Genomic DNA, 13,837 nt, shown 5'->3' on the forward strand with positions numbered 1-13,837 from the left:
CCGTCGCCAGGAAAAATGAAGTGAACCTATTGTCCGGTTCACTTCGCATAATGATACACTCACTTTTCAGTGGTGTAATGTTTTTGGCAACCGCTTAACTGTGTTTAATACAACAAATTAGTAATCTCTTAAGGGACGTTCATGACCTATACGACGTTTAACCAAGTAAAAAACGATCAACTACTCGAACCTATGTTTTTGGGTAACTCTGTTAATGTCTCTCGTTATGACCAACAAAAGCATGTCTCTTTTGAAAAGCTGATTGAAAAGCAGCTCTCTTTCTTCTGGCGCCCTGAAGAGATCGATATCTCAAAAGATCGCGCAGACTGGCAACGTTTAACTGAGTCTGAAAAACATATTTTCATCTCAAATCTAAAGTACCAGACTCTACTGGACAGCATGGCTGCTCGCTCCGTCAATGCAGTGTTATTGCCACTTGTCTCTCTACCTGAAGTTGAGACCTGGGTAGAGACTTGGGCATTTAGTGAAACAATTCATTCCCGCTCATATACCCACATCTTACGAAACCTGTTCACTGAGCCAGGTGAGGTGTTTGACGATATCGTCGTCAATCCTGCGATTTTAAAGCGTGCGACCAGCATTGCTAAATATTTTGATGACGTGATCTTAACGACACAGCTCCTTCAATCACAAGGTGAAGGCAGCTACGAAGTTAACGGTGAGACCATAGAGGTTTCAGCTCGCAAGCTCAAAGAGCGACTCTATCTTGCTGTATGCTCAGTTAACGCATTAGAAGCGATTCGCTTTTATGTCAGCTTTGCCTGCTCATTTGCCTTTGCAGAGCGTGAACTGCTCGAGGGCAACGCCAAGATCATTAAATTAATTGCCCGAGATGAGGCTCTGCACCTTTCCGGTACACAGCATATTCTTAAACTTTGGGCCAACGGCAATGACGATCCTGAGATGGTCGAAGTTTGTCAGGAACTACGTGAAGCGGGTCGCCAAGTCTTCCTTGATGTTGTTGAGCAAGAGAAGGAGTGGGCTGACTACCTATTCAAAGATGGCTCTATGATCGGTCTAAATGCTGAGATCTTGAAGCAGTATATCGAGTACATCAGTAATAACCGTATGGAAGCAATCGGCTACGAAGCACCATTTGCTATTAAGAATAATCCACTGCCTTGGATCAACACCTATCTTGTTAGTGACAATGTTCAGGTCGCTCCACAGGAGAGTGAGATCACCTCATACTTAGTCGGACAAGTTGATGCAACCGTCTCAGATGATGACTTCGATGACTTTGAACTATAAAAAGATCCTCCATAAGGCGCCTATCGTCAGCCTAAATGGTCAACCAGTGTTGCTGTTTAATCAGCAACACATCAGCCTGTTAGATGCACTGGAACAGAAGAGTGTTAAGCTGTTTTCAGAGTGTCGAAATGGCTATTGTGGTGCCTGTAAAACCAAGATAAACAGCGGTAGTGTGACTTATCATACCGAGCCGTTAGTTTCTCTTGAGGGCGATGAGTGCCTGCCCTGCTGCTGTATGCCCGACGGTGATCTCGACTTGGATCTACCAGCCGATGGGGCACAGGTCGTCAGAGCAACACCTAAACAGAAGATCCCGGAAGCCGCAAATATATAATCTGCTTCATCTTTATCCCCCTGCCAGCCATGGCTTTTTTATCTACCCGATATGGTTTGGTCAGGGGTAACACACCTCGAAATATCGTGCTCCTCACGGCATTTAACGAAATAAAACAACGACATATCACAATTTATCGATCCTGCTCTCGCCCATGTTCCATGTTGCACTTTTATACAGCCTTGGCATATTTTTTGATGTTTCAGAACATCTCAAATTTCGGCCTGTGATTCCTTAGCATTCAGCATCGCTAACCATATGGCCGTGATCTCGCACTGATACCGACTGGTATTAAGCACTACATAAGGGCTGAACATCTTGAATACTGAAAAGAAAAATTACGGTTCCATCAAACATCTACTGATCGCTACTTTCTCTGCACTGGTCATCATATTCTGCATTGGTTTGACCCTGATCGGCTACAACATAGAAAATGTTCGCACACAGATAGATTCACTGGAGCGGGAATATATCTCCAGCAATCTAGCGGCTCAGTTACTCCAATCAAGCTCGGGGCTAAGAAGAGAGCAGATCGGATACAGTCTAAGACGCGTATTAGGCACTAAGATGAGTTCAGACTCGGTTAAATATATCGAGCGTGAAGCCGTCACACTCAATCAGACCTTCACCAAGTTAAAGAAACTGGCCAATGTCCGGACACAGGAACAACTTGCACAATTAGAACAACCCATTGCGGAATTTAAGCTACTTCATGAGCAATTCTTAACCATGGATAGTAACGCGAAACCAAGAGAGACGGCGAAGATGTTAACCTCAACCGCCTCCTGGAAGATCTATGACAGGATAGAAACCGAGATACGGGCACTCACTCAACAACAGGCTGAGATAGTCAATGGCGCCAAACAGTCAAGTAGCCATGCCATAAATAATTTAAAGAGCAGTCTTATCGCTATCGCTGTAATTTTCATCATGACGATTGTCTTTGCGGGCATCATTCTCGTACGCCGCATCCTTGCTCCACTGCAAGCAACCACAGAAGTGCTAACTGAGATCTCAGCTGGAAACTTGGCCGTTGACATTGAACGGGCAAGATTTAACAGCGCCGAATACAGCGCGTTAGCCGATGTGCTTACCTCCACCCGAATGAAGCTTCAACAGATGATCACCCAAATTGGCACCTCATCTGTGCAATTGGGAAGTGCCGTGGAAGATCTTGGCTGCGTTGCAAGTGATTCCGCCACAGGTATGGAGCAGCAACGCAATGAAGTCACTCAGGTTGCCACAGCAATGAACGAGTTACAGTCATCGATCGTCGAGATCTCACGTAACACAAGCCAAACGGCAGAATTTGCTAACAATGCGGTTCAAGCAACCACACAGGGACAGAGCGTAGTCTCCTCTACACTTCTGGCCATCGATGAGTCAGCAATGGAGATCGACAAGGTCAACACCGTCATCGAGCAATTACAGAAAGACACTGATGCGATAGCCGTTATTTTGGATGTGATAGCCAATATTACCGAACAGACAAACCTACTCGCCCTCAATGCCGCCATTGAAGCTGCACGGGCCGGAGAGCAGGGACGCGGCTTTGCAGTAGTGGCGGATGAAGTCCGCGTACTGGCACAGCGTACACAAACATCGGCACGGGAAATTAAAGACACCATAGAAGTATTACAGGAGCGAGCAAAGCAGGCAGTTGAATCGATGAAATCGAGTCAAAGTAAGATGCAAACCAGCGTGGTAGCGGCAGATCAGGCTCACCTTGCCATGGAAGAGATCAGCAATGCTATCGGCAGTATCAATGATATTGCCATTCAGGTGGCCAGCGCCACAGAACAACAAACCGCCGTTACCGAAGAGTTAAGTTGCAATATCACCAATATCAGCGACGCAAGTCAGCGCGTATCAGATGGATCGCATCTTGTCTCCCAATCGAGCCGGGAGCTAAGGCAACTTTCTGTCAATCTCGACGGAATGATCCAGCAGTTCAAGGTGTAATACCAATCGGTATATCTTAATTAAATAAAAAAAGCCTGAATGTCTCCCCGTTAAGAGGAGTCATTCAGGCTTTTAGCGTCAAAAAGCGGCTAACTCACTAGAGGCGAATGGCCAGCTCAGCGCCCTGTCTGATGGCCCGCTTAGCATCGAGCTCAGCGGCAACATCGACACCGCCAATCAGGTGTACGGGTAACCCGGTTGCCTTCATCTCATCGAGCAGCGTTCTGTTTGACTCCTGGCCCGCACAGAGCACGACATTGTCAACGGCAAGCGTTTCATCCTGACCATCGACTGAGATATGTAACCCCTGATCATCAAACTTTTGGTAGGACACGCCGGTTTTCATATGGACATGATGCTTTTTCAATACGAGACGATGGATCCATCCGGTGGTTTTACCCAAACCTTTACCCATCTTAGTGCTTTTACGTTGTAGCAGATAGATTTGACGAGGTACCTCGGCCGATTGAGGTTCCATCAATCCCCCTCTGTGGCTGTAACCCTTATCTATGCCCCACTGCTTCAACCATTTATCCGGCTGCAGTGTCGTAGATTCCGGCTCACACAGATAATGTGCCATATCGAAACCAATACCACCGGCACCGATAAGGGCAACGCTTTCACCTAGAGTCACTTCACCATTCAACACTTGTTGATAGTCGACGACTCTGGGGTCATTAAAGCCCGGCAGGTCGATTTTTCTTGGTACCACACCCGATGACATGACCACTTCATCGAAATGTTCATCTCTGACGACTGAGGCGTCGAGCCGTGTATTGAGGCGCAACTCGACGTTATTGAGTTTCATCTGTTCCTTGAAGTAACGAATAGTCTCATTGAACTCCTCTTTACCTGGGATCTTACGAGCGAGGTTAAATTGACCTCCGACTTCAGGTTTTGCCTCAAATAGGACAACCTCATGACCACGAGATGCGGCGTAGATAGAGAAGGCCATCCCTGCAGGCCCCGCCCCCATCACAGCGATACGTTTTTTGTTTACCGTCGGTGTAAAGTTGAGTTCGGTTTCATAACAAGCTCTTGGGTTAACTAAGCAAGTCGCACGCTTCAAGGCAAAGGTATGATCCAAACAAGCCTGATTACAACCGATACAGGTATTAATCAGCTCAGGGGTATCCGCTGCCGCCTTATTCACGAAGTCGGCATCTGCCAGGAAAGGTCTCGCCATCGACACCATATCTGCCTGACCAGAAGAGAGTATATGTTCGGCAATCTCAGGCGTATTGATTCGGTTCGTCGCGACCAAGGGGATCGACACCTCTTTCTGCAGACGCTCGGTTACCCAGGCAAAACCGCCACGAGGTACGCTGGTCGCGATGGTCGGTACTCTCGCCTCATGCCAACCAATACCGGTATTGATTATGGTCACGCCGGCTTTTTCTAACCACTTTGCCAGTTCAACGACTTCATCCCAGCTGGAGCCATTATCGACGAGATCGAGCATCGAGAGTCTGAAAATGATAATGAAGTCGTCGCCGACTTTTTTGCGAATCGAACGTACAATTTCGAGTGGAAAGCGCACCCGATTATCGAAGGTCCCGCCCCACTCATCGTCTCTTATGTTAGTGCGACTGCTGATAAATTGATTGATGAGATAGCCTTCGCTTCCCATCACTTCGATGCCATCATAACCCGCTTTCTGAGCGAGAGAGGCACTGGTTGCATAATCCTTAATGGTGCACTTTACTTGTCTCGAAGACATGGATGATGGGGTAAATGGCGTGATCGGTGACTTAATCTTACTTGGGGCTTGTGAAAAAGGATGGTAACCATAGCGACCGGCATGCAATATCTGCATACAGATTTTACCACCGGCTTCGTGGACCGCATTGGTCACGACTTTATGTTTACCCACTTGCCAGGGAAAACTGAGCTGGCAGGCATTAGGGGCTAAGCGACCACGAAGGTTAGGTGAAATGCCGCCGGTAACGATTAATCCAACCCCACCGAGTGCGCGTTCCTTATAAAAAGCTGCCAGTTTCTCAAAACCGCCCTTTTCCTCTTCAAGACCGGTATGCATTGAGCCCATAAGCACACGGTTTTTTAACTGAGTAAAGCCCAGATCTAAGGGTTCTAATAAATGCGGAAACGACATTCAAACATCCTTTTTAAACAAGTGATTTAAACCAGCATACCTTTTGTATGATCTTAGCTCAACTATATCTTATCAGCTCTTACAGATTCCTTTACAATTCAGTTTTCCCTCTCGAGCTTTTTTCAGTTAGCATATGTAGATTGGAGTAATATAGGAGTGGATAATGTCCGCTAAACCCTCATTTATAAAAAGAATATCCCTACTGATTTGGAATACCTTAAATGGGATCCGTAAGCTGATCCTTAATATTTTCTTCTTTGGTATTCTTGCGGCGATCATAGTCGCGATGACAGTTGAAGATGATGTAAAACTTGATTCCGGCTCGGCCTTAGTGCTGAACCTATCCGGCTCTGTCGTTGAACAGAAAAGGCAAGTCGATCCCATCGAAGCCGCCATGAAAAGCAGCAAGAGCAAGGACGCCAGTGGTGAACTGTTACTTGCTGATGTCCTCAATGTTATCGATAACGCGGCTCTGGACACACGGATCTCATCGATCGTACTGGATATTGGTCACCTGAGGTGGACCGGGATCAGTAAACTTCAATCGATTGGTGACGCACTAACCCGCTTCAAAGAGTCGGGAAAACCTATCATAGCCAAGGCCAATTGGTACGGTCAGAACCAATATTTTCTTGCCAGCTTTGCCGACACTATCTATCTAAACCCTCAAGGTAGTGTCGAACTGGAAGGATTGAGTCGCTATCGCCAATATTATAAGTCGGCGTTAGAGAAACTGAAGATTAAGGCGCATATCTTCCGTGTCGGTACCTTCAAATCTGCCGTCGAGCCCTATATTCGTGACGATATGTCACCCGCAGCCAAAGAGGCCAACACCGAACTGCTTAACGATATCTGGGCAAATTATGAAACTCAAGTCGCCGAGAATCGGAATATTTCAGCCGACAAGCTCGTTCTCAGTGCCGATCAGTATCTTATTGAATTAGAGAGAGCCAACGGCAAGTCTGCCGAGATGGCGCTGAATATGAACTGGGTAGATGAGCTGGCATCGGCCGAGGCATTCAGACTCAAGATGATCGACACTGTGGGTAAAGCCGATGAAGGAAACAGCTTCAAACAGATCGACTTTTTCGATTATCAGTCTTTGATTGCCACTCACCCCTCCCTCTTAATCGAGGATACGGTGGGTATTATTGTCGCGAAGGGAACCATATTGAATGGTAATCAACCTGCCGGACAAATTGGTGGCGAGAGCACATCAAAGCTGCTGCGTAAGGCTCGTTTCGATGAGCAGGTTAAAGCCGTCGTATTAAGGGTCGATAGCCCGGGCGGAAGCGCATTTGCCTCGGAGCAGATAAGACAAGAGGTACTTGCACTCAAAACTGCAGGTAAACCTGTTGTAGTCAGCATGGGTAGCTATGCCGCGTCAGGCGGTTACTGGATCTCGGCCAGTGCCGATTATATCTATGCAACGCCTACCACACTTACCGGGTCAATCGGTATCTTTGGCATGGTGACAACATTCGAAGACTCGTTATCCAGCATAGGTATACACACAGACGGTGTTGCCACCTCAGATTGGGCGGGAATATCGGTTACAAAAGGTCTCACTCCCGAGATCAAATCGGTCATTCAACGTCATATAGAACGTGGCTATCATGACTTTATCTCGCTGGTTGCGACTGAACGTGGCATGAGCCTTGATGATGTCGACAATATCGCTCAGGGGCGCGTGTGGTCAGGTAAGAAAGCCGTCGAGCTAGGCTTAGTCGATGAACTTGGCGATCTGGACAGCGCCGTAGCGAAAGCCGCTAAGATGGCAAACCTTGAAGACTTCGACAGTCAGATAATCGAGCAGGAGCTAAGCCCACAGGAGCTCTTCATCCAGGAGATGTTCGCTTCGGCCGCGGCCTACTTGCCACAGTCGTCAACGAGTACTGTATTAGAACAGTTGCTTTCTCAGTGGTCTGGTGTAATTGAAGAGTTCAGTTCATTCGACGACCCTAACGGCATGTATCTCTACTGCGATACCTGTAACTTCTAGGCAGGAGCCAGTTAAACAAAAACCGGTATGAGTCCTCTCCTACCGGTTTTTTTGTGCCTCAACTGTTCTACAAATACAAAATTTTAGTGATATCTCAGATTCTTATTGGGGTGAACACCTCTAGCAAGTATACTTCTGCCAACTAGCGTTCATCTGAAGTAGAAAATGACCAAACGTTCCATATATGTAGCTTATACCGGCGGTACGATAGGCATGCAAAAAACGGCGCAAGGGTTCGCACCCGTCGCCGGATTTCTCACTAACTGTGTTAAGTCTATGCCTGAGTTTTATCATGACGAAATGCCTGATTTTGTCATTCATGAATATTGCCCTCTCATAGACTCTTCAGATATGGCGCCGACGGATTGGCAGATGATCGCCAATGATATCAAAGCAAATTACGAAGACTACGATGGATTTGTTATCTTGCATGGTACCGACACCATGGCCTTTACGGCATCTGCGCTCTCATTTATGTTGCAAGGACTGTCTAAACCCGTCATCGTGACCGGGTCTCAGATCCCGCTGGCACAACTGCGCTCTGACGGTCAAACCAACCTGTTAAATTCCCTCTACATTGCGGCGAACTACCCTGTTGCCGAAGTATGTCTGTTTTTCAACAACAAGCTTTTCAGGGGAAATCGTACGACTAAGGCACATGCCGACGGGTTCGGTGCCTTTGCTTCACCTAACTTCCCTCTTCTGTTAGAGGCTGGCATAAAGATTCGTCTAAAGGCGGGAAAAGTTGGCGGAGATGAGAACAAGCAACTCGACGTTGCCACCATCAGTCCGCAACCGATTGGTGTTGTCACCTTATATCCCGGTATCACCACAGATATTATTAAAAATATCCTCCAGCAACCGGTAAAAGCCTTGATTTTACTCACCTATGGTGTGGGTAATGCGCCACAAAATCCGGCATTGCTGAAGGTGCTGTCAGATGCACATAAACGCGGCATCATACTGGTCAACCTGACGCAATGCCTGCAGGGTAAGGTCAATATGTCAGGCTACGCGACAGGCAATGCATTAGAAGCGGCGGGCGTCATCAGCGGTTCAGATATGACTACAGAAGCGGCGTTAACAAAACTTCATTACTTACTCTCTAAATCGATGTCGACGCAAGAGATTAGAGAAGCAATGCAGCAAAATTTAATCGGTGAACTCACCGAAGATTAATTTCCCATCATAGCCTTACAGTAAATTTTATGTTTATTGAAGTATGGGAAATCAAAATAATATGCTTCACATATTAGCAAGCCGTAAATACTGACAAATAAAAAGGCTGGTAACCTTAGTTTGGTTACCAGCCTTCTCAATATACATGCGGATTAGTTATACCTATCGGTATTAAAGCTCTTGCTCTTTAAATTCGGCGATCGGCTCACCTTTAAACTGCTTCTTCAACTGAGCCTTTGTCAGCTCATTCATTTTACCTTCACTGTTGATGGTAAAATGATCAGTCTGATCCAGTCTTCTTGCCTGATAAAGCATTACCAGCTGCATGGTTGAGTCACGTTGCTCTTGTGTCAGGACGGTGCCATCTTCCCACTTACCCAGCTCGACACCACTCTTAAGACGCTCATACACTTCTTGAGGCATCTCATCGATCATTTTATTTATATCAGTCATACTCTCTTCCGCTTATGCAAGACGATTCTCACCCTGGTTATTAAGTAGCCAACAAAGCCCAATACGAAAAGACCACCGGCAATGTAAGACCTTACCCCTTGAGCCGGCTCTCCGCCCCAAAACCAGACCACTACACCTGCAATAAACAGAGACATGCATAACAGGCTTTGATTCATCAGCTGATTAGAGCGTTTAATATTGCTTATCAGCGACAATGACTCAGTATTCCCTGAGAGGTTTGCACCACATGCGCTACATTCCTTAGCTTTATTAGAGATCCGTTTCTTACAACTTGGGCATTCAATTAACGCCATCATTACCTCAAAGTACAGATAAACTATTTTACAATATTGGGCTCAGAGCGCTTATCTCTTAAGCCCATTCAATCATCTCAGCTCATCGACAACGGCAAGCATGGCCGTTAGAGACGCTTCACCTAAATATATCGAACGTTCAGGAGACCAACCCGCCATAGGATCGGGCATATTGTCATTATCTTTAAATGGCATCTCAAGGGTATTAGAGAGGCAGTTAAAGGTCTCAGCCACCCAGTTAGATGCGACCGTTAGATTGGCCTTACCTGGCTCATCTTTGTCGTAACCAAACTCAGATTGGAAATCGGCGCTGGTGAGCAGTAACGCATCCACAAATTTTTTCTGCAGCGCTTCCATTTTAGCATCAAACGAAGGTACGCCTTCGCAGCCAGCCAGAAACACAAAGGGTAAACCTTCGTCGCCATGGACATCATAAAAAAGATCGACACCTGTCTCTTTCATCTTGTGGGTAACATGGAACACTTCCGGACTCTTCTCCAATGACGGGCTCTGCCATTCACGATTGAGGTTAACACCCGCCGCATTAGTACGAAGATGACCACGTACTCCACCATCGGGATTCATGTTAGGGACAATATAGAAGTTCGCCTTATCTAGAAGCGCCTTGGCGTTAGCACAGTCGCTATCGAGTAGGTTATTGATAAAACCTTCAACTAACCACTCGGCCATCGTTTCACCGGGATGCTGACGCGCGGTGATCCAGATGTTGGCTTTAGACTCGTCACCATCGCCGACTTTGACCAGAGATAGATCGCGACCGTCCAGAGTGAGTCCTAAGTGCTCAAGACTAACCTGAGGATGTACCTGAATCGCGGCAAGCAGATCTTGATGACGTTCATAACTGTATGGAGCAAAATAAGCGACTTGAATAGAATCACAATCCAAATCGACTAAAATAGTAAGCTTGCCATCTTCATATTGCGTCGGCAGACGGAACCAGGTCTGTCTGTCATATGTAGCAACGGCTTGGTAATTTTCCCAGCCTTTTGTATATGAGGCCGAGCCGGCATTCATAATATTAAGGGTATACCGGTTACCGACTTCCCCCTCTAAACGAAAGTTAAACCACTGATAAAATTCATTACCTACATCGGGACGAATAGCCAGTTGTACGTCATTAATATTGTCTTGATTAATGACTTCAATATTACCGCCATCAAAATTGGCACTGATCCGCATAACGATTCCTTTGTTCGTACTGAGAAGACAAGTCATAGGGTACTTGTCAGATTGGGGATAGGATAAACGAAAAATGTGTATATACCCAACCATTCTCTTCAATCACTTCCTTGTCCAGCTATCCTACGGGAGCTCTGAAACAAGCATTTTGAAGTAGCTTGGGTATTGAGTAGCCTGAAAAGCAAAAAAGCCACACTAATGGCGGCTTTTATCGGGTATAAATTTGTTTAAGAAGCAAAACTGTAACCTTGTCCTCTAACTGTATTGATCAAGGTTTTGGGTAACTTAGTATCGGCCAGCTTTCGACGGGTATTACTGATGTGCATGTCGAGATTTCGATCGAATCGACCTAAGTCCTTTTGAAGCACACTACGCTGCAATTCCTGCTTGGTGATCACCTCACCCTTTCTTTCGAACAGGTATTTAAATAACTTAAATTCAGTTTGAGTTAACACCACTTCCCGCGAGGCGATCGATACACAATACTGCATATCATCAAATAGTATTTCACTATTCAGAGAATCGGATTCTGCAGTGTTCTCAGCTCGGGTTAACTCGACTCGTCGTTGTAATGCTGTCATGCGCACTAAAAGCTCCTTTATGCTAAACGGCTTAGTTAAAAAGTCATCAGCCCCAAGTTCATAGCCTTTAATCCTTTCATCTTCATTGTCGATGGCAGAGATGACTATCACAGGGATCTGATCTTTTCTCGCAGCCAATAATCCAAATCCATCTAACTTTGGCATCATGATATCTAGCAGGATAATGTCCGGGAGTTCACACTCGAGAATGGATAAGGCTTCCATACCGTTTTGGGCACTAATAACTTCATGTCCTTCACATTCTAATGCTTCTTTTAGTAACTCCCTGAAAATCAGATCATCATCTACTACTAATACTTTACTCATTTACCACTACTGCAAATACGAACTGTTATCATTTACACTACTATATGCGTTGGTGAATTTCCAGTTGTTTTTTCAGATCTGTGATGTGAGCGAGTTTGTTGTCTGATTGATAGTGGAGAGAAGCAAGGGGGTGAAAGTCATTCTGGATTGATAAAACAAAGGCCAGAATATTCTGGCCTTTTGAAAAGTTAAATAACAGTTGAAGTTAATACAGAAACTGTTATTGATTGAGCATCAACTGACGCACATACTTAACAGGCGCACTTCCATAGCTTAAGAACTGCTCGTGGAATGCTTTAAGGTCAAACTGCTCCCCCTGCTTCGCTTTTAACTCTTCACGAAAATCATAGATCTCACGGTAGCCGGAGTAATAGCTGGTTAACTGAACCTGACTCAATGTCGCCCTTCTCCACTTACCCTCGGCTTCTGCGGTTTGTTGAAATGCCTCTTCGGTCATTAAGCTAATAGCTTCATCCTCTGTCATGCCCTTCACCTGAATGCTGTAATCCAGTAGCGTGTTGGCAATGACTCGTAGGTTCCACTTGTAGTACATCAGCCACATCTCGGGCTCAAAATCACCATAACCCTCTTCGAGCATCATACGCTCTGTATAAACAGCCCAGCCCTCTACCATAGCACCGTTACCAAACAGGCTTTTCACCATGCTAGGTGACTCATTTGAATAGACCAGCTGAGTGTAGTGGCCAGGTATTGCCTCATGAATATTCAGTACCTGCAAGATCCAGTGGTTATACTCTCTAAGATAACTTTCGGCAGACTCATCATCCATGGCATCGAGAGGCGTAACGTTGTAATAGGTATTGCTGGATTTCTCATAAGGCCCGGGAGCACTGATAGAGGCGCCGGCGAAGCCGCGCATATATTCCGGTGTTTCACGTACAACTAACGGCTTTTTAGGGTCTAAGGTAACGAGTTGTTTGTCATTGACAAATTTTATCAAGGCTGGGATCTGAGCACGAACTTCATCGACAAACGCCTCACGTTTTACATGCTTAGAGGAGAGTTTATCGATCAGCTGACGCGTAGCTTTATTATCATCTAAAGGTTTAGGAGTGTCGAAATAGGTATCCCATAGCTTAGCGGTGATCTTTGCCATCTCACCCTGAACCCGACTTTTGTCAGCCAGGGCTTTTTCATACAATCCTTTTGCACTCATTCCAGCTTGAATATCGAAAGAGAATTTCTCTTCATAAAGCGCTTCACCAATCCTGAAGCTGCGTGCGCCCTCTTTTTCCAGTTTAGATACTAGCTCACCCAGCCAGGCGATATGCTCATTGATTGACTGAGTCGCCGCATCGAAACGCGTTTTAAACAATGCCTTTTCATCGCTTGTCAGTCCCGAGCTTTCGGCTTGTGCGAGCAGTTCTGCTGAAAAAACAGAAAATGCACCTTTATTCTGCATCTGAGCCAGTTGAGTGTGCTCGAGTGTCGGGTTATTAATATTCTCCCGAGCGGCACTGTAATAGGCTGGGACATTCTCCATTCGAGCCAATACTGAACGTAACCTATCATCGAGCGGGGCAAAATCTTCATTGATCAACTGGGCAAAACCGCCGGCAACGTTATACGATGCAGGGTTCCACTGCCAGGATTTAAACTTAGTGATCTCCCAGGTATCACGTTTAAGCAAGTTCTCAATCAGACGATAATCGATAAGCTCATTAGCCGACAATGAATCTCTGTCGAAGGCCTGTAACATGGACAGTTGTTGCTTGTTAAACTTTATTGCCTCGGCGCGGCTAGCATCGTTAGGCACTTTAAGCACGCCATCATATTTATGGTAACCACTATAGAGTGCCCATGTCGGTGCTTGCTTCCATAGCTCGTCTATAAACTGCGTTGAAAATTGGGCAAAGCTTAACTGTTGGCTTGAAGCTATCGAAGCCGGCGATACCTGTTCGGCTACCTCTTGAGATTGACAACCAGCGAGTGCTGTTAATGACAATGCTACCGCTAATGACAGTGTTGCTTTTTTCATTTTTTTATCCCGATTCTAAGTTTATTATTTGTTATATTTTTCAGGCTTAGTAAAGCATGTATAAAAAAATATTTCAGCTTCGATACTGAAGCTGAAATATT

11 protein-coding genes are annotated in these 13,837 nt (G+C 45.8%); 5 read left to right on the plus strand and 6 right to left on the minus strand.

Annotated elements, in window-relative coordinates:
* The first annotated feature begins 141 nt into the window (after positions 1 to 141).
* The 3 genes from nrdB (at position 142) to SSED_RS12105 (ending at position 3,568) form a co-directional block, all read left to right on the plus strand.
* Positions 142 to 1,272: a class Ia ribonucleoside-diphosphate reductase subunit beta gene (nrdB, locus tag SSED_RS12095; RefSeq protein WP_012142651.1), complete on the plus strand. Its 1,131-nt coding sequence runs from the start codon at positions 142 to 144 to the stop codon at positions 1,270 to 1,272.
* Positions 1,256 to 1,606 (plus strand): class I ribonucleotide reductase maintenance protein YfaE, encoded by a 351-nt coding sequence (gene yfaE, locus SSED_RS12100; RefSeq protein WP_012142652.1) that lies wholly within the window; start codon positions 1,256 to 1,258, stop codon positions 1,604 to 1,606. Before nrdB ends, yfaE begins: the two co-directional genes overlap by 17 nt.
* A gap of 318 nt (positions 1,607 to 1,924) precedes the next feature.
* Positions 1,925 to 3,568 (plus strand): methyl-accepting chemotaxis protein, encoded by a 1,644-nt coding sequence (locus SSED_RS12105; protein ID WP_012142653.1) that lies wholly within the window; start codon positions 1,925 to 1,927, stop codon positions 3,566 to 3,568.
* A 97-nt stretch (positions 3,569 to 3,665) separates the two neighbouring features.
* On the opposite strand, the gene SSED_RS12110 is transcribed toward SSED_RS12105, so the two are convergent.
* Positions 3,666 to 5,681 (minus strand): oxidoreductase, encoded by a 2,016-nt coding sequence (locus SSED_RS12110; protein ID WP_012142654.1) that lies wholly within the window; start codon positions 5,679 to 5,681, stop codon positions 3,666 to 3,668.
* A 163-nt stretch (positions 5,682 to 5,844) separates the two neighbouring features.
* Between SSED_RS12110 and sppA the strand changes: the two genes are divergently transcribed.
* Together sppA and ansA are read left to right on the plus strand one after the other, a co-directional pair.
* Complete coding sequence (sppA, locus tag SSED_RS12115; protein WP_012142655.1) at positions 5,845 to 7,683, plus strand: signal peptide peptidase SppA; 1,839 nt, start codon at positions 5,845 to 5,847, stop codon at positions 7,681 to 7,683.
* Between the two features lie 165 nt (positions 7,684 to 7,848).
* On the plus strand, positions 7,849 to 8,862 hold the full coding sequence (ansA, locus tag SSED_RS12120; RefSeq protein ID WP_012142656.1) for an asparaginase: 1,014 nt from the start codon (positions 7,849 to 7,851) through the stop codon (positions 8,860 to 8,862).
* Between the two features lie 171 nt (positions 8,863 to 9,033).
* Here the strand turns inward: ansA and SSED_RS12125 are convergent, their stop codons facing one another.
* From SSED_RS12125 to SSED_RS12145, 5 genes are all read right to left on the minus strand, one after another.
* Positions 9,034 to 9,315 carry a YeaC family protein gene (locus tag SSED_RS12125; protein WP_012142657.1) on the minus strand — a complete coding sequence of 94 codons (282 nt, stop codon included), beginning with the start codon at positions 9,313 to 9,315 and terminating at the stop codon, positions 9,034 to 9,036.
* Complete coding sequence (locus SSED_RS12130) at positions 9,312 to 9,629, minus strand: zinc ribbon domain-containing protein (RefSeq protein ID WP_012142658.1); 318 nt, start codon at positions 9,627 to 9,629, stop codon at positions 9,312 to 9,314. Before SSED_RS12130 ends, SSED_RS12125 begins: the two co-directional genes overlap by 4 nt.
* A 72-nt stretch (positions 9,630 to 9,701) precedes the next feature.
* Positions 9,702 to 10,829, minus strand: coding sequence for a M14 family metallopeptidase (locus SSED_RS12135; RefSeq protein ID WP_012142659.1), 1,128 nt, complete (start codon positions 10,827 to 10,829; stop codon positions 9,702 to 9,704).
* A 227-nt stretch (positions 10,830 to 11,056) separates the two neighbouring features.
* On the minus strand, positions 11,057 to 11,737 hold the full coding sequence (locus SSED_RS12140; protein WP_012142660.1) for a response regulator transcription factor: 681 nt from the start codon (positions 11,735 to 11,737) through the stop codon (positions 11,057 to 11,059).
* Between the two features lie 220 nt (positions 11,738 to 11,957).
* On the minus strand, positions 11,958 to 13,736 hold the full coding sequence (locus SSED_RS12145) for a DUF885 domain-containing protein (RefSeq protein ID WP_012142661.1): 1,779 nt from the start codon (positions 13,734 to 13,736) through the stop codon (positions 11,958 to 11,960).
* Positions 13,737 to 13,837: the final 101 nt, after the last annotated feature.

The sequence above is a fragment of the Shewanella sediminis HAW-EB3 genome (assembly GCF_000018025.1).
Classification (GTDB): Bacteria; Pseudomonadota; Gammaproteobacteria; order Enterobacterales; family Shewanellaceae; genus Shewanella; species Shewanella sediminis.